Annotated in this window: 20 protein-coding genes and 1 pseudogene; 15 read left to right on the top strand and 6 right to left on the bottom strand. The window is 36.8% G+C overall.

Translation table 11 applies throughout. The features are described from left to right. Positions 1 to 34: 34 nt before the first annotated feature. From G6R02_RS20120 to G6R02_RS20105, 5 genes and pseudogenes are all read left to right on the top strand, one after another. Positions 35 to 223, top strand: a pseudogene (locus tag G6R02_RS20120) (metalloregulator ArsR/SmtB family transcription factor); the annotation flags it as partial. A gap of 138 nt (positions 224 to 361) precedes the next feature. Next, entirely contained in the window at positions 362 to 772 is a 411-nt protein-coding gene (locus G6R02_RS20115; protein WP_246202627.1) for an SRPBCC family protein, read from the top strand. Positions 773 to 1007: 235 nt separating this feature from the next. Further along, on the top strand, positions 1008 to 1715 hold the full coding sequence (locus G6R02_RS13175; RefSeq protein WP_164669696.1) for an FAD-dependent oxidoreductase: 708 nt from the start codon (positions 1008 to 1010) through the stop codon (positions 1713 to 1715). 128 nt (positions 1716 to 1843) lie between these two features. Further along, on the top strand, positions 1844 to 2419 hold the full coding sequence (locus tag G6R02_RS13170) for a DUF4256 domain-containing protein (protein ID WP_164669695.1): 576 nt from the start codon (positions 1844 to 1846) through the stop codon (positions 2417 to 2419). Positions 2420 to 3292: 873 nt separating this feature from the next. After that, a complete protein-coding gene (locus G6R02_RS20105) occupies positions 3293 to 3499 on the top strand; it encodes a hypothetical protein (protein ID WP_246202560.1) in 207 nt (68 codons plus the stop codon). 128 nt (positions 3500 to 3627) lie between these two features. Here G6R02_RS20105 and G6R02_RS13155 read toward each other — a convergent pair whose 3' ends face one another. After that, a complete protein-coding gene (locus G6R02_RS13155) occupies positions 3628 to 4575 on the bottom strand; it encodes an aldo/keto reductase (RefSeq protein WP_164670411.1) in 948 nt (315 codons plus the stop codon). Positions 4576 to 4810: 235 nt separating this feature from the next. Between G6R02_RS13155 and G6R02_RS13150 the strand changes: the two genes are divergently transcribed. Beyond that, positions 4811 to 5596 (top strand): helix-turn-helix transcriptional regulator, encoded by a 786-nt coding sequence (locus G6R02_RS13150; protein WP_164669693.1) that lies wholly within the window; start codon positions 4811 to 4813, stop codon positions 5594 to 5596. A 348-nt stretch (positions 5597 to 5944) separates the two neighbouring features. Here G6R02_RS13150 and G6R02_RS13145 read toward each other — a convergent pair whose 3' ends face one another. Both G6R02_RS13145 and G6R02_RS13140 read right to left on the bottom strand, forming a co-directional pair. Beyond that, a complete protein-coding gene (locus G6R02_RS13145) occupies positions 5945 to 6355 on the bottom strand; it encodes a VOC family protein (RefSeq protein ID WP_164669692.1) in 411 nt (136 codons plus the stop codon). Positions 6356 to 6651: 296 nt separating this feature from the next. After that, positions 6652 to 6960: an ArsR/SmtB family transcription factor gene (locus G6R02_RS13140; protein ID WP_164669691.1), complete on the bottom strand. Its 309-nt coding sequence runs from the start codon at positions 6958 to 6960 to the stop codon at positions 6652 to 6654. A gap of 454 nt (positions 6961 to 7414) precedes the next feature. On the opposite strand from G6R02_RS13140, the gene G6R02_RS13135 reads away from it, so the two are divergent. From G6R02_RS13135 to G6R02_RS13110, 6 genes are all read left to right on the top strand, one after another. Then, positions 7415 to 7624 carry a hypothetical protein gene (locus tag G6R02_RS13135; protein ID WP_164669690.1) on the top strand — a complete coding sequence of 70 codons (210 nt, stop codon included), beginning with the start codon at positions 7415 to 7417 and terminating at the stop codon, positions 7622 to 7624. A gap of 47 nt (positions 7625 to 7671) precedes the next feature. Continuing rightward, positions 7672 to 8367, top strand: coding sequence for a CPBP family intramembrane glutamic endopeptidase (locus tag G6R02_RS13130; RefSeq protein WP_164669689.1), 696 nt, complete (start codon positions 7672 to 7674; stop codon positions 8365 to 8367). Positions 8368 to 8470: 103 nt separating this feature from the next. Further along, positions 8471 to 8962: a lipoprotein gene (locus tag G6R02_RS13125; protein WP_164669688.1), complete on the top strand. Its 492-nt coding sequence runs from the start codon at positions 8471 to 8473 to the stop codon at positions 8960 to 8962. 68 nt (positions 8963 to 9030) lie between these two features. After that, positions 9031 to 9234 (top strand): hypothetical protein, encoded by a 204-nt coding sequence (locus G6R02_RS13120; protein ID WP_164669687.1) that lies wholly within the window; start codon positions 9031 to 9033, stop codon positions 9232 to 9234. A gap of 94 nt (positions 9235 to 9328) precedes the next feature. Continuing rightward, positions 9329 to 9598: a hypothetical protein gene (locus G6R02_RS13115; protein ID WP_164669686.1), complete on the top strand. Its 270-nt coding sequence runs from the start codon at positions 9329 to 9331 to the stop codon at positions 9596 to 9598. 62 nt (positions 9599 to 9660) lie between these two features. Further along, on the top strand, positions 9661 to 9798 hold the full coding sequence (locus G6R02_RS13110) for a hypothetical protein (RefSeq protein ID WP_164669685.1): 138 nt from the start codon (positions 9661 to 9663) through the stop codon (positions 9796 to 9798). A gap of 285 nt (positions 9799 to 10083) precedes the next feature. Here G6R02_RS13110 and G6R02_RS13105 read toward each other — a convergent pair whose 3' ends face one another. Together G6R02_RS13105 and G6R02_RS13100 are read right to left on the bottom strand one after the other, a co-directional pair. Beyond that, positions 10084 to 10242 (bottom strand): DUF3684 domain-containing protein, encoded by a 159-nt coding sequence (locus G6R02_RS13105; protein WP_164669684.1) that lies wholly within the window; start codon positions 10240 to 10242, stop codon positions 10084 to 10086. 250 nt (positions 10243 to 10492) lie between these two features. Then, the gene (locus G6R02_RS13100) at positions 10493 to 10693 is read right to left on the bottom strand and encodes a hypothetical protein (protein ID WP_164669683.1); all 201 of its coding nucleotides are present in this window, start codon (positions 10691 to 10693) and stop codon (positions 10493 to 10495) included. 483 nt (positions 10694 to 11176) lie between these two features. Between G6R02_RS13100 and G6R02_RS13095 the strand changes: the two genes are divergently transcribed. Then, the gene (locus G6R02_RS13095) at positions 11177 to 11815 is read left to right on the top strand and encodes an HAD family hydrolase (protein WP_164669682.1); all 639 of its coding nucleotides are present in this window, start codon (positions 11177 to 11179) and stop codon (positions 11813 to 11815) included. 257 nt (positions 11816 to 12072) lie between these two features. Here G6R02_RS13095 and G6R02_RS13090 read toward each other — a convergent pair whose 3' ends face one another. Continuing rightward, positions 12073 to 12705: a LysE family translocator gene (locus tag G6R02_RS13090; protein ID WP_164669681.1), complete on the bottom strand. Its 633-nt coding sequence runs from the start codon at positions 12703 to 12705 to the stop codon at positions 12073 to 12075. A gap of 1489 nt (positions 12706 to 14194) precedes the next feature. On the opposite strand from G6R02_RS13090, the gene G6R02_RS13085 reads away from it, so the two are divergent. Continuing rightward, entirely contained in the window at positions 14195 to 14650 is a 456-nt protein-coding gene (locus tag G6R02_RS13085) for a DinB family protein (RefSeq protein ID WP_164669680.1), read from the top strand. Between the two features lie 60 nt (positions 14651 to 14710). Beyond that, positions 14711 to 15205 (top strand): DinB family protein, encoded by a 495-nt coding sequence (locus tag G6R02_RS13080; RefSeq protein ID WP_164669679.1) that lies wholly within the window; start codon positions 14711 to 14713, stop codon positions 15203 to 15205. Positions 15206 to 15332 lie beyond the last annotated feature (127 nt).

Raw genomic sequence — 15332 nt, 5'->3', positions numbered from 1 at the left:
GTCTTTTTGAATTGTGAGGATTAAGGGGAGGGTGATGTTGAACGAAATAGGAACAGATAGGGATGTTTATGAGGCTGTTGCCGATTCAAACCGACGAAAGCTACTCCGCCTATTGGCGGATGCAGAAGAATTACCTCTTTATGACTTAACTGTTCACTTTGAAATGGGACGTACTGCAGTTTCAAAGCATTTAGCAATTCTAAAAGAGGCGGGGCTTGTAACTAGCAGAAAAGCAGGCAGAGAAACAAGGTATCGCTTGAATGCCACTCCGTTGAAAGAGATTCAAGATTGGGTGTCTTTTTACGAAGATTTCTGGAAAGAAAGAATTGTAAAATTAAATCATTTGTTGGAGGGACAAAAAATGAAATCAGATGTATCATTAGATTTTCAATTTACAAGTTCAATTGAACAAGTGTGGAACGCATTAACTGAATCGGATATGCTTACAAAATGGATTTGGGAAAATGACTTTAAACCAGTTGTTGGGCATAAATTTCAATTCAGGGCTGAGCCGAATGAATGGTGGAATGGAATTGTAGATGGTGAAGTACTCGAAGTAGAGAAGCCTAATAAATTATCTTACACTTGGGAAAGTGCCGGAGAAAAGACTACTATTACATGGACATTGACAAAAAGTTCAGATGGGACTCATCTACATTTCGATCAAACTGGATTCAGTGAAGAAACAAAAGCCACTAAAGGAGCTCTCGAAGGAGCAAAATATAGTTGGACGAAATTTGGTGAGCAGCTCGAAAAAGTGTTGGAGCAATAACCGCATTCCGTACGAAAACATCTCCTTTCCCTAATCGTGAGAAATAGCTGAGTATCATAAACAGATCACAAAATGGTATCCATATCCAACACGTGATCTGTTTTTTAACTTTCGGGATCATAACTAAACCTATACAAAGTGGAAAGAAAGCGGTTACGATGAAAAGTTATTTAATGATTGAAAGCAACCTCAGACCGTTTTAGGATAATAATTGTCAAATCAGGAGGTCGGAAAGATGAGTTTTGTTAAAGATGCATTAGGCATATTCAAAAAGAGGGAGTTATTATTTTTAGAAAGCTACAAAGAAGCAGAGAATGTATATACATTTGTCTTTGAAAATGATAAAGATGTAACTTGGCAGGCAGGACAGCATGGTTTGTTTAATATTATTCATAATACCGTCAAAAAACCTATACGACCGTTCAGTGTGTCTGCTGCCCCTGCAGAAAATACAATTAAAATAACAACGAGTATTAGTGATAACCCAAGTGACTTTAAGAACGCGTTACTAGAATTAGAAAAGGGAATGAAGATTAAGATGAGCGGGCCTGTGGGATCATTTTATTTAAAAGATAACAGCCCCACCCTCTTGATTGCAGGCGGAATGGGAATTACCCCATTTCGATCCATGTTAAAACAAATAGAGACAGAAGGAAATAGAGTTGAGCAACAAATTAACCTACTCTACATGGATAGCCAAAAGTTATATCTATTTAAAGATGAGCTTGATAACATTGCTAATAGCACTTCCATAAGTGTAACTTACCTTGATTCAAGGGAGGACTTACAGCAGGAGATAGATGCATTTACCACCTCCTATGCAAATAATGGCCAATACTTTATTTCAGGATCTAAGTCAATGGTAGATTCCATTTCCACTGACTTACAGAATAATAATATTTCAAAACGAAATATCAAAAAAGATGTTTTTCCTGGTTATTAGAACCTCGTTGCGACTCATATTTACTGGTATTGGAGGCCCTTCATGGGTTAAATCAGATGTATTTTTTTTAAAATTCCAAAGGAATAAGTCCTAAGTATAGAGAAGTCATATAAAAAGGAGGAATTAACATGACAAAGGGAAATAAAATCGGTAATAAAAAGGAATTGTCACCAAAACAACGTGAAGAATTCCTTAGTACATTAAAACACCGTTTTGAGAAAAACATGAACCGCCATGTAAATCTTGAATGGACTAACGTCCAGGGAAGGTTGGAATCTAATCCTAAGAAACTGTGGTCGCTCAACAAAATGGAAGAAACTGGTGGAGAACCTGATGTTGTTGGTCATGATAAAGATGAATACATTTTTTATGATTGCTCGAAAGAAAGTCCTAAAGGTCGTAGAAGTGTCTGTTATGACCGTCAAGCGCTGGAGTCAAGGAAAAAACATAAACCGGAAAATAATGCGATTGATATGGCAACTGCTATAGGCATTGAACTATTAACGGAAGGTCAATATCGGGAATTGCAGAAACTTGGAGATTTCGATATGAAAACGTCAAGTTGGGTGAAAACTCCTTCTGATATTAGAGAACTTGGCGGTGCGCTTTTTTGTGATTGCTATGCCGGACACGTCTTCGTGTATCACAGCGGTCCGTCCTCTTACTATGGCGCCAGAGGTTTCCGTGGCTCGCTAAGGGTTTAAATTTTGAATAGACTGCTAAATTTGGTGTTAAGAAAGAATCACCTATTGGAAAGGGTGTAGGAATTGAAAGTTATCAGAGGAAACCGAAGTTTTAACTTGGATGAATTTCTAATGAAACCATTATTTGCACATCTTTCGACTTTATCACAGGAAGGGCCAAGGGAATCTCCTGTTTGGTATCACTGGGAAAATGAGTGTATTTGGATTATCGGATCTCCCTCTTCAGATAGCTTTCCACGGAGGATAGAAGAAACCCCTGAATGTGCCATCGGTATAGTTGACTTTAATCACATCACTGGAAAGGTATTACACGTAGGGTTTAAGGGACGCGCTACCGTAGAACCATTAAAGGAATTGCGACACGATTATTAACGCGTTACCTAGGATCAGCAGAGGAAAAATGGGAACCAAGATTCGAGGATTTAGAGGATGGGTAACATTTTAATTCGATTTGTTCCAGAAACGGTTGTAGTGCGAGATCAGTCCTTTATACCAAGTGTATAGGAACTATTCATCAAACGGGCGCTTATCAGGAATAAGTAATAACGACTAAATTGGATAAAAGGGCAATATTCCAATATTGAAACTAGAACAAAGAATGGAGGGAAGAATCTGTTATTATATTTAATTTTCTTTATTCTAGTTGTGCCAATCTGTATCTTATTGCATGAGATAGGGCATGGAATTGGCGCTGTCTCTACTTCAAATTCAAATGTACATATTTACTTGGGTAAAATTAATAAGAATAATAAAGAAAATTTCAGAATGGGAAGGCTTCACTTTCATATACAGTGGTCTTATATAGGTTTCGCATATTGGGGAAAAGGTTTACTTAAACGACAAAAAGCTATTGCACTTGCCGGGGGACCTATAATGTCATTATTACTTGCACTTTTATTTGGAGTGATAGCATTGATAGTTTCTCAAAGTGAATTGCGTTCTTTGTTAGGCTGGACAGCAACATTTAATTTCATCCAGTTCTTTGCAACAATGATTCCTGTAAAATATCCTCGGTGGATGGGAGGATATAATGGTCTCCCATCTGATGGTTTACAACTGTTGCAAGTATTAAAGGATTAAAATTCGGTTTTAAGCAATCGGGCGCTAATCAGGAATAAGTATGGTGTCATACTTCTTAAAAAAGGCTTGGACTACATTTCAGAAGAATAGCCCAAGCCTTTTTGCATTTTAAACAATAAATTAGTCAATTAGAACCTGCTTCCGGAGGCTGCTCCCTTCGGTGATATACGTTCAATTTCCGCTAGGTCTTCATTTGTAAGGGAAATTTGAGTGGCTTCGAGATTTTCTTTAACTCTTTCTAACCGCTTGGTTCCTGGAATGGGGACGATTTGATCTCCCTGTGCCAACAGCCATGCTAACGCAAGCTGTGCAGTCGTACATCCTTTTTGCATAGCCATTTTTTCTATGCGAGAGGCTAACTCTACATTTTTAGTGAAGTTTTCACCTTGAAAACGAGAATACATTTCCTGTGGGTAATCCTTTGAGAGATCATCCAATTTTTTAACCTGACCTGTCAAGAATCCCCTGCCTAGCGGACTGTATGGGACGAGACCAATTCCTAGTTCTTTGAGTAGCGGCAGAACTTCGTCTTCTACATCTCTACTCCACAAGGAATATTCCGTTTCCACTGCGGTAATCGGATGTACCGCATGTGCGCGACGAATGATATCAGCTGGCGCTTCTGACAGGCCGATATAGCGAACTTTACCCTGTTTAACTAGATCATCTAAGGCCCCAATAGTTTCTTCGATAGGAACATTCGGGTCATACCGATGCTGATAGTAGAGATCAATGTAATCAATTCCGAGACTATACAGACTAGCGTCAACGGACTTTTTAACATAAGCCGGATCCCCCTTAAAACCTTGATTATGAGTGATTCCAAATTTTGTTGCGATTACAGCTTTATCACGCCTTCCCTTTAATGCCTTGCCCAATAGCTTTTCATTATCTCCAAACCTTGCCTCAAGATAACCATCATTTCCGTAAAGGTCTGCGGTGTCAAACAAAGTGACACCATTATCCAAAGCTCCTAGAATTGTATCAACAGAAGATTGGTTGTCGGGCATGGTCATCGTACCGTGTCCAATAGCGGAAACCTCCAGCCCTTCGTTCCCGAGCTTTCGTTTTGGAATGTCTTGATTATAAATCATTAGAATGTCCTCCTTTAATTTGTGATATGCTTTTATCTTAACGAATAAACGCGGCTACAACCACTGCATGTTTATACTAGTAATGATAGTAACAGGATGTAAAAATTGCCCATACCAAAACACCTATATCAACCAGTTAAGTTGGACAAATCATTTTATCTTAAACAAAATGAAAGCTATACTGGTAATGCAATGAGAAAGGAATGAATCAAGTATTATGCAAAAAAGTGTACATTCCAAGGTGTTTGGCCAATTTTTAAAGTCCAGGCGAGAACGGGTTCCGCCTGAAGAAGCCGGTATCCACATGACCTCGGGAAAACGAAGAACTCCGGGTCTGCGCCGGGAAGAGGTTGCTTATCTTAGCCACGTTAGTGTGACGTATTATACATGGTTAGAACAGGGAAAAGACATTCAACCTTCACGGGATGTTTTAATGAATATTGGCCAAGCGTTACAACTTAGTCCTGACGAGAAAGAACATCTATTCAGCTTAGCGTATAATGAAGCATTATCATTGCCGAATGAAGAACAATATAATGATTCATTACAAGCCACAATCGACGATTTACCATTTCCATCCTTCATTACAGATCAGCGTTCCAAGGTTATTTTTTGGAATCGCGGGGCCGAAACAATGCTTTTTCCGTTTTCTTCTTGTGCTTCCGAAGAACGATATTTACTACAACTTCTATTTTTGGAGGGAAGTATTCGGGATCGCATTCAAAATTGGGACGAGTTTTCAACCTATTCGGTTGCAGTCTTTCGGGGCATTTATGACCGCTTTCCGGAGGACCCCATTCTTAATCAACTCCTTTTAAATCTAAAACAGCAAAGCAAGTTGTTTCAAAATCTATGGGAACAGCATCATATTGAGCAGAAGAAGGTTAGTTTCATTTCGATAAATGATGAGCAGGGCCAAACCTATCATTTCCGCATTCATTCCGCTACCCACGTGGATGGAAACGAAGATCTTTTTTGGTGTATGTATGTTCCTGTCTCTTAAAGTACTGTCCACAGCAAATTTTAGCGTGTGGTTAAATTCACCCTTAATCTTCCTCAAACGGGCGCGGTTATCGAATAAGAGCTGCGCTCGTCATTCTCATAAGGGCACACTAGTTGAATAAATATTATAACGAAGACTGACTGGTTTTTGGCCATTCGGTCTTTTTTATTTTGAAACAACCTTTATGGGACTGTAATTCTCCCATTTAACTGTTGGCAACCGATTGTTTCAATAAAACCTACCCTTGTGGGATACACAGACAAAACAAAAGACAGGGGTGATGATCCCTGCCTTTTGTTTACTTAGGGGCAATTCTGTTGTATTTCTATTATTCATCATAAATTTTAATTATTTAATATCCCTCTTATTCTTGATGAGGTTGATAGCATCGACCTTTTCATTTACCCACTCAATATACTCAACAAGTGAGCCATCTGTATGTCGTACAAACATGTTATAGCCTGTCGGAACTTCTTGAGGCTCCGAGAGAATAGTTACTCCCTTCTTGATAAGTTCTTCTTTCCACTCATGGAGCGAATCAACGAGCAGTGCTAGTTTCATCTCTTTCACAGGCGCTATTGCATCTTCTGAGCCTGCAACCAGGAGTATCGAGCCCACTGTTGCTATCTCTAGACCACCTGCGCGAAACAAGAAGCGCAAACCGCTACGTTCCCCAAGTAATTCTTCATAAAAAGCAATACTTTCCTCCAGCTGGTCGTTTTGTATAAAAATGGGGGTATATACTTTTAAGATGTTCACATCTCTTCTTCCTTTCTCCTAATCGGAAATATTATTGTTTGTATAATTCCACCGAGGGCTTATAAAGAAAAACCAAATTTTCTCAAGGCAGGCCGAAGCCATATGTTAGTTGGACGCGGTACACGCTTTCGGAGAAATTCAAATCAGCTCCGTTGTCATGCTGCATCTCCTTTTTGGTAAAATTGACCATAGGATTATGATTCATTTTTATTGATACAGGCATCCCCCCCTCTCAATATGCGCCGCATTTTTCCAATTTTCATTTCGCCCCCTTTACCTTGCAGGAAAACGTCCATTTAAAGAGGTTCGTTTGCCTTAGCGATGGTGTCCAACAACCCTGGGAAGCGTGTGTTCAAGTCTTCATGACGTAAAGAAACATGATGTAAAGATCCGTTCACTTCTGTGCGTGTTACCCCGGACTCCCGAAGAACCCGAAAATGGTGTGAACGTGTTGATTTTGGCATATCCGTATACATTTCGGAACAATCCGCTGAAGGGTCAAGTAATAATTCTCTTACAATATTTAATCGGATCGGTTCACTCAAAGCATGCATAACAGATGAGAAATGAATGTCCTCTTTGGACGGATGAAACGGTGTTCGCATAGGTCACGTGTCCTTCCCTAATAAGTTATTAAATATATATTAACATAAAATCAATCATATTTTTAGTGTTCTGCTATACTAGAACTATTGTAATTGTATCAGCCTTAGTGATAAACTCCCAAATATAGGTGTTGACAACAAGAATTTTATGTCTGCTCCTGAAATAAACACTAGGAAGAGATAATTAATATGGGTTATAGTGTCTATGATGAGAAAGTAGTACATAAGTCAAATGGTATAAAAATTAAGGTTGTTTCTATGAGAAAACAGCTTTAACAAGGTATATGTTTATTCATGAATAGGGAGCTTTTCCCTAATAAGGAAATCGCGCCAATATCGGATATAAGGGCCATTTTGTGGAAGAATTCAACAAGTAATCAATGTTCAAAATGAAACTTTAACCAATTGTCTAACGTAAAATAAATAAAGCAATTAATGATAAGGTGGAATCTAAGTGATGGGTAATCGTGAAAATTACTGTGAAAAATGCGGGGGCCAAATGATAGAGTGTTATGCTGACCAAGGATTAAAGGGAATACCTGTGAAAAACCCACAAGGGGAACAGCTTTTTAAAAATAAGAAAGTTACTCGTATAAATCCCTTCGTATGTACTAATTGTGGCTTTGCTGAATGGTATGCACAGAATCCAGAGGACTTAGTTTAACATCTTACACTTCAAAATGTTGGTTGATGCTTGAGGAGATTTTTGTAATGCGATTTAGTTTTAAAGATATAATAAAAACTATAATGATTAGTCTGGGATGGTTAATAACAATATCAATAATAGGTTTTATTATATTATTTTTGTTTTTTAATCCGGATAATCCAGATTCAGTCTTATATTTTGTTGGTATCATTTTCATTCCGTTTTTCATTATGATAATGCTTACAATTAATAAACACTTACTTAGAAAGAATGGTTTAGGTTGGGATTCATTGGGATTTATTCCATTGAAGAAAAATCAATTAATAAATCTGGTTTGGCAAGTACCTTTATGCTGGTTCCTGATTTTGTTGGTAGAGTTAGTTTTTTTGGTTGTATTTTTTGGCGACAGCAGGAACCTTCCAGATACGCAAAGTTCTGCACAGATAATGGAATTTACCCCTTTTATTTTTATCTTGGTTTTTTTGGCTTATGCTATATTCACTCCGATTTTAGAAGAAATTATTTTTAGAGGTGGATTGTTACAAGCCTTAAAAAACAAATTTAGTACACCTGTTGCAGTAATTGGGAGTTCGCTTCTATTTACACTTGCGCACGGAATACCTTTGATCATCCCAGCATTGTTTATGATGGGGCTATCGTTTGCTTATCTTTATCAAAAGTATAGAAGTGTTTATGCTCCAATTATTTTGCATATGTTTATCAATGGAGTAAATGTCATTGCTGTAAATATCGTTTTGTAAGTCAATATAATTGTTCAATAATCGGGCGCTTTTCCCTAATAAAGAAAAGCGCCATCACTGAAAATTGGGGCCAGATTATTGAATTAGGTCGAGGTGTGATGACATGAAGCGAATCCTAATTAGCTTGATCCTTTTATTGGCTGTATTATCAGCGTGTAATACCGAAGATACAGAACCCAAAAAGCAGACAGAAACGAATTATTATTTATCTCTGTACGGTGAAAGTGATCATTGGAAACTAGCTGGGTATGAAATCATGATGACACCCGAAGGTTATAAGGCGGGGAACGGAATGCTGAAAATGAAGGACGAAGATAGGCAGACAGCGGACTTCCTTAGTTATAGCGTTTATGCAGTTGTTGACGGTCAAGAAAACAGATTTCATGGCGGCTCCGTATCTGGGGAAGCGGATATCACTGAAAAGACTACTGGAACCATCGAGGGTGAAGAAGAAATTTTAAAAGAATTTCAAAAGATTGATGAAATCTATATGACTGTTACCTGGAACGATGATGGTACAGATGGTGATCAAGAAGAAATAATTATCTTATATAACAAAGACAAAAATGGTGAGTCATTCTTGGATTCGGAATAATCATAAATATTAGATCTATATTTTATACTGGAAACGGGCGCATTCGCGGAACAAAAAGGGGTGTATAGATGTTTTTAAAGAGGTTTAACCGAACAGGAAAAGTAATTGCATTCACTGGAATGTGGATCTTTGCCTTTGGCGCTGCATTTAATGAAACAATTTCAGATGTTACAGGTACACCTAAACTTCTCACTTCCTTTTCAATTCCTCTGATTGTTATAGGAACCGCATTATTGATTGGTTCAAACTTTTTCAGAAAAAGTAAGAGATAATCTTATTTAATCGGGCGCAAGCATGGAATAAGACTTAGCGACCTTCCAATACATAAGGGTTAGGTTGCTTAAGAAAAATACGAGGAGGAGCGTTATGAATCATATTCTCCAATTTACAATGGGGTACTTGGGTTATTACTTAATAGCACTTATGGCATTGCAGGCTATGGTTATCCGAGATGATATGGTAGGGTCTATTATATTATTTATCGGATTATTTTTTCTTGTAAACTATACACAATTTCTAGAAAAGAAACACGAAAAGCCGAAATACGGTGGTTATATAAAACTAATCTTAGTTGTAGCATTCTTCATTTCAATGTTTGTGATCTTTTTTGAAACAACGGGCGCAAGAGTTGAATAAATCATTGTGACTGTCTTTATGAATTGGACCGTATTATGGAGTAAAGGTTAGGATGATTTGTAATGAAAACGAGAATCACTCTTGGAATAATTGGCTGGTCATTAGTAATTATTTTGGGAGTAATTCATTTCTATTACAGAGATGAATTAATGATTCTATATAGCGGCTATAAAGGATTATTATTTCAGGCATTATCTTAGTAGGTATAGTGCTTGCTGTATCCTCAATTCCAATTAATAAAAGAAATAAAAATAAGTAATATCATTAAGCAATCGGGCGCTTTTCCCTAATAAAGCTTAGCGCCAATATTGCATCGCTGGGTTCATCAATCATATTATAAAGCCAACCAGAAATGACTGGTTGGTGATTGTGCGTCATTATTTAGTTTTGAAGTAAACATCTTGAAATAGGTTTATTGGTAGGGGGATAGAAAGGTATCTTCCACATTACCTTTAAGGAATTTTTTGGATGCACCTTTAGAATTATTATTCATGATTATTATTGGATTTTGAAATTCCGTGTGCACTTGATTTCATTTGTTTTTGAATCAACCACGATATAAATTCTAATTCGCTCTCCGTTAATGGTCTTTTTAATTTTTCTTCAAATTCTTGTACCATCTTTTGGTCACTGTTGCGAACCATTTACCTCCCCCCCTTTATAATGATTTATTTTTAAGAATCTTTTTTGACTAAAGACTTAATCACATGTTTTGGCACTCCAGCATTTTTAGGGATAAATTGAAACTGTTTAAGAAGTAATTTGTACTTATGAAGAGAGGGAAGGAAAAGTACTCTTTGCATTATTTGAATAGTAATAGCAAACCCTTTTTAATGTTGAAAGTTTGTTTGACGGATATTATGATTTATTTTTCATTATGTTCGGCAATCCCTTTTATGTTCGGAACCAAAATTCCTCCGCATCTTTAAATATACAAACCACTTGCTCTATTTTGACGTCGAAAAAGAATATGATGAAATCACCTTCCTGATCAATAATTTGTATACCATATGGACGATCAGGGTAGGGATAAATCACTATATCTTCCATCTCAACAAATTCGTTCATACAACTAAATACTGCATCATAGGACAACCTATCTATACCTCCAATCTCTGTGTTTACTTTCTTTTTCCCTATACAAATATATGTAATCCTTTTTCGACAATCTTAGTGTATATCTGAACATCTTTTCATACGTGATAAATTTATATGAAAAGTTCTTGGAGTAATTGAGGTTTGTAACAAATATCGTTTAATAAAGCGACTGGTTTTTTATGTGGATAAAGTGGTGCACGCTTAGATATAAAATATATAATTGTTGCTGTAGCCCATGTGATAATTTTTTAGAAATTGATTTTAGATGTTGTCCAATGCTCCGAATAAATAGAGCAGTAACAAGGATAATAGAAATTAATCAATGAAATTGTTACCATTAATCCTAAGCAATCGGGCGCCATTCCGGAATAAGACCTACGCCCGTTCTATACATAAGGACCATTTAATGGAATAATGAATTGGACTAACAGTCAGATTTCTAAACCCTTGGATAAAATTTTTTGTTAAGGATGTGTGGTTATGAAAGCAATCATTTTTGATTTTGATGGTACTCTTGCTGATACTTTGCCAATTTGCTTTTATGCATTTCAAACTGTATTCAAAGAATTTGACAATATTGATGTTACTACAGATGAAGTTAAGGCTATGTTTGGTCCATCTGAGACTGGAATTATTAGAGAAAATCTTACGGATCCTAACCATATTAAAGCAATAGAATTATATTATGAGAAATATAATGAACGACATCGTGAGCTTGTTCTTGATAATAAGGAAATAAACGATTTGCTATTGTTTTTAAAAAGTGAAGGTTATAAATTAGGGATAGTGACAGGAAAAGCAAAAAGAAGTTTATTTATTTCCTTAGAACACCTTAATATGAACGACTTATTTGACGTCATTATTACGGGAGATGACGTTAACAACCCGAAACCCCATCCCGAGGGAGTCAATAAGGCATTGGAACAGCTTGCCGTAAAAAACAATGAAACTGTTTTTTTGGGAGATAGTAATGCTGACATTTTGGCTGGCAATCAGGCTAACGTTTTCACGGTAGGAGTGAATTGGTTACCAAATTACCAGACGCCAGAGTTTAGTGTTAAACCAAATCAAATGAATAGTAGAGTAGATGAATTCAAACAGTCACTTACGAGTAATTAAGTTACACGTAAAAAAGAATCAGGTTTTAACTTTCGTTTATTTTTCAATCGGGCGCTAATCCGGAAATAAAGGATAGCGCCTAATTTGCCACTGTAGGGCCGTATTCTTGAATAACGTGTTGTGGAAAAGGTGTAATTTTTAAATAAATTGTATTAAGCATCTAAACAAGATTGATAAAGATAAGTTATCCGGCAAAAAATAAGCCCCCTCGATTTTGGAAAATCAAGGGTCCGTCTTACCTTATAAATAAAAATAATCTAATTATGAGTCTTTTCTAGAGCTAGTTTTATACCAAAACCTATCAGTATAGTACCTGTGATTCCTTCAATAATATTTTGTGCTTTAGGTTTTTTCATAAAAGCACTAATCTGATTAATTAAATAGACATAAAGTAAATACCATATGGCAGTCAATACAGTAAAGATGATACCCATTATAAGAAACGGTAGAAAGGTATTGCTTCCAGAGTCCACGAATTGAGGCAAAAAAGTTAAGAAAAAGACAGCAACTTTGGGATTTAGGATATTGGTAAGGAATCCTTGTTTAAAACAAGATGTGTTTTTAAACTGGCTTTTTGTGTTCATCTCAACACTTGCTGCTTCTTCCCTTTTCCTTAAAGACAATAAAGTCTTAACACCCAGATAAATTAAGTAAACAGCGCCAACGTATTTGAAGACAGAAAATAAAAACGCTGATTTCATAATGATTGCTGATAGTCCTAATACAGCAGCAGAAGTATGGATAAGAATGGCACAACAAATACCTAAAGCTGTTTTAAGACCCCCGATTCTCCCAACGGTGAGAGTGTTTTTGGTAACAATGGCAATATCGGGTCCAGGTAAAATAATTAGAAAAATACACATAATGACAAACAGATAAAAGTTTTCCATTTTATTATCTCCTTTCTGATTAAGATAAGGTCTGAATATGTGATTCTTACATTGTATTATATATAAATAACAGAATAAACGTATGGAGAAGCTTTTTTCTGGATGCTGGATACGAGAAATCCAAAGCAGACGATATGGGTAAAGTCATTATGAATATTTCCTTCATTCCTAAAAATCAAATTGAACAGCTATTGAAGGGTGCTGTATTTACGAATATAACGATTAGTCTACTGGATTTTTTTTGCTGGGCAGATTTGCCAAACAGAATAAATTATTGCAATAACATGTGTTAAGACTGATTGTTTCGCTAACGGGCGCGGTAATTGAATAGTTCGTCTTTCTGAATAGGGCCAGATTGTTGGTGCGAAACGTTCCTGACTCAAATGAAATGTGGTCACACAATTTCGGTAAAGGTCAGGCAGTTTTAGGTTTTTTTTTTACTGAAGGGTTATGTCGAGGAGTCGAATGAGGAAGTAACGCTCTGAAAGGCTCCCCCTGCGTCGAATAGCACGCTGTTTAGTAAGAAATAGTGTGTTATAAGCTCGGCTAATAGGCGTGAGAATTTACCGTAACAGTCAAGCTGACGAAATCCTACCCGATGGGGTGGTGTAAATCATGGTGCTTGGGTTGAACAGATATGGTGAGAATGCAATGTAAAATACAATAAGATACTGTATTGCTGACGAACTTCTGAAGGTACGGGCCTAGACTGGCATTATATAGAAATATATTTACTACCATATGTAGGGTTAGCTGTGGATGAGTAAGAATCCGCAATATGAAAATCCATCTTGTGTTACAGGCACATGCAATGCTAACAGGCTCATAGGAAGCACCTAAGTTTATTCCATAATAGACATAATTCAACGTTGTAAGCTGATAACGTGGAGGGCTTACTCTCGATGAAACGTTGGAAAGGAAAGCATTTGTGAAAATAGTGAATGTATAACTTTTCTTCATATCAGTGAAAGTGGTGGCACAGTACCATTGAAACGTGTAACGAACGTGGAGGGATAGCCACTAGACTAATAAAAGATTCATTTAATCATGCAAGGCAAATCTTTAACGGGCAATAAGGTTCTTGTAAGACTAATAGAGGTTCATCTTCCAATGGACGGCACCGACTTATTGAAACGGAAGAATTGAGGCACCCAAAGTGCCAATGATTAATTGAAATTGGATTAGTTGGAACGCCGTATGCGATGAAAGTCGCACGTGCGGTGTGGGCAGAGGGAAAAGGGGACGATAACTTCAAACCCTTACCTATCTGCATAATGATAAAGGGTTTTGTTTGCCCCATTAGCTGTAGTAATCTTGTTAGCTACTTATTTATCTTTAACAGGAAAGATCACTTCACCAATGTAAAATCTTGGGACAAAGCATAAAAACGTCCTTCCTGAATTGATTTAACGGAATAAGCAGGAGTTTAAAAGATCAAGTAGAATTAATTAAAATAGGAAATATTGATTTAAAATTGAGGAGTGATTAGATGACAAAAGAGATGATCCTTTCGTTATTTGACCGTCGATCACAAGAAATGGATGCCATTAAAGGTTTGACAGCTGAACAAGCATCCTGGCAACCAGCGAAAGAGGGACATTCCATCTGGCAAATAGTAAACCATCTGATTTTTTGGAATTCACGCATGCTTAATCAATTCCAAGGAAAAGCCCAATCTGAAACAAATGTTGATAATGATGCTACCTTTGAAATGCCCGAAGACACGAGTGATGCAGTTTGGCAGAAAACAATTGAACAAATTTATTCGCTTTTTAGGGAAATGCAGGAGACTGTCTCACAATTAGATGATTCCCGGTTTGATGAACTAGCAGGTGATGAAAGAACTTCACTTAAGGTAGTTCTAGGTGAGGATATAGCAATGCATGATTCATATCATATAGGACAAATCCTATACATTCGGAAGCTTCAGGGGATCACAAGGTAACTGATTGAAGATCATTGGGGGATTATTTATTAAAGCGGATTCAATTGGAGGGAATAGAAAATGGATGTAAAGACACTTTTGTTACAACAATGGGCAAGCTGCTTAGATGAACAAGACTGGTTTCCACCGCTTGAAAAAGTGCTAGAGGATATTACGTTTGAACAGGCCATCTGGAAACCAGCTGACGGGGAAATGAATTCCATTTGGGAATTAGTTTGTCATTTACTTTTCTATGAAAAGAGATATCTGATGCGATTTCTTGGTGAAACAGAGAATGAACCCCAGGCAGAAGTAAATGAAGATACATTTCGATTACCAACTGAGACATTAGAAAATTGGAATAAAACAAAACAAGAATACTTTTATGTTCATCGTGAGCTTGGAAAAATACTAGCAAGATCAGAACATGAAGATTTGTATAGACAGATCCCAGGAGAAGATAATTCATTAGTGCTTGAACTGAAGAGTTTAGCAATGCACGACGCATATCATATTGGGCAAATTGTATTCCTTAGTAAAATGCAAGGAGCATGGCCAGGGAAACGAAGCCTTTAAAAAAGCTTCATCATTAGCTTTACAGTTGTTCCATTATCGGGCGCAATTTTGGAATAAGAATTGCGCTCTTTATTGATCTATAGGGCCATTTTGTTGAATAAAAGAACAACTTAATTGTTACTAATTT

Origin of the sequence: Virgibacillus doumboii (genome assembly GCF_902806455.1) — a bacterium.
Taxonomy (GTDB): domain Bacteria; phylum Bacillota; class Bacilli; order Bacillales; family Amphibacillaceae; genus Lentibacillus; species Lentibacillus doumboii.
Note: the sequence above shows the minus strand (reverse complement) of the source record. Positions and strands in the feature narration are given on the sequence as shown.

What these genes read in the sequence shown, in the direction of transcription:
- G6R02_RS13105 (WP_164669684.1), bottom strand. Translation starts at nt 10,242, where the DNA reads ATGGTTCGCAACAGTGACCAAAAGATGGTACAAGAATTTGAAGAAAAA.
- G6R02_RS13090 (WP_164669681.1), bottom strand. Translation starts at nt 12,705, where the DNA reads ATGGAAAACTTTTATCTGTTTGTCATTATGTGTATTTTTCTAATTATT.
- G6R02_RS13110 (WP_164669685.1), top strand. Translation starts at nt 9,661, where the DNA reads ATGAAAACGAGAATCACTCTTGGAATAATTGGCTGGTCATTAGTAATT.
- G6R02_RS13095 (WP_164669682.1), top strand. Translation starts at nt 11,177, where the DNA reads ATGAAAGCAATCATTTTTGATTTTGATGGTACTCTTGCTGATACTTTG.
- G6R02_RS13120 (WP_164669687.1), top strand. Translation starts at nt 9,031, where the DNA reads ATGTTTTTAAAGAGGTTTAACCGAACAGGAAAAGTAATTGCATTCACT.
- G6R02_RS20115 (WP_246202627.1), top strand. Translation starts at nt 362, where the DNA reads ATGAAATCAGATGTATCATTAGATTTTCAATTTACAAGTTCAATTGAA.
- G6R02_RS13175 (WP_164669696.1), top strand. Translation starts at nt 1,008, where the DNA reads ATGAGTTTTGTTAAAGATGCATTAGGCATATTCAAAAAGAGGGAGTTA.
- G6R02_RS13080 (WP_164669679.1), top strand. Translation starts at nt 14,711, where the DNA reads ATGGATGTAAAGACACTTTTGTTACAACAATGGGCAAGCTGCTTAGAT.
- G6R02_RS13170 (WP_164669695.1), top strand. Translation starts at nt 1,844, where the DNA reads ATGACAAAGGGAAATAAAATCGGTAATAAAAAGGAATTGTCACCAAAA.
- G6R02_RS13085 (WP_164669680.1), top strand. Translation starts at nt 14,195, where the DNA reads ATGACAAAAGAGATGATCCTTTCGTTATTTGACCGTCGATCACAAGAA.
- G6R02_RS13140 (WP_164669691.1), bottom strand. Translation starts at nt 6,960, where the DNA reads ATGCGAACACCGTTTCATCCGTCCAAAGAGGACATTCATTTCTCATCT.
- G6R02_RS13130 (WP_164669689.1), top strand. Translation starts at nt 7,672, where the DNA reads ATGCGATTTAGTTTTAAAGATATAATAAAAACTATAATGATTAGTCTG.
- G6R02_RS20105 (WP_246202560.1), top strand. Translation starts at nt 3,293, where the DNA reads ATGTCATTATTACTTGCACTTTTATTTGGAGTGATAGCATTGATAGTT.
- G6R02_RS13125 (WP_164669688.1), top strand. Translation starts at nt 8,471, where the DNA reads ATGAAGCGAATCCTAATTAGCTTGATCCTTTTATTGGCTGTATTATCA.
- G6R02_RS13115 (WP_164669686.1), top strand. Translation starts at nt 9,329, where the DNA reads ATGAATCATATTCTCCAATTTACAATGGGGTACTTGGGTTATTACTTA.
- G6R02_RS13150 (WP_164669693.1), top strand. Translation starts at nt 4,811, where the DNA reads ATGCAAAAAAGTGTACATTCCAAGGTGTTTGGCCAATTTTTAAAGTCC.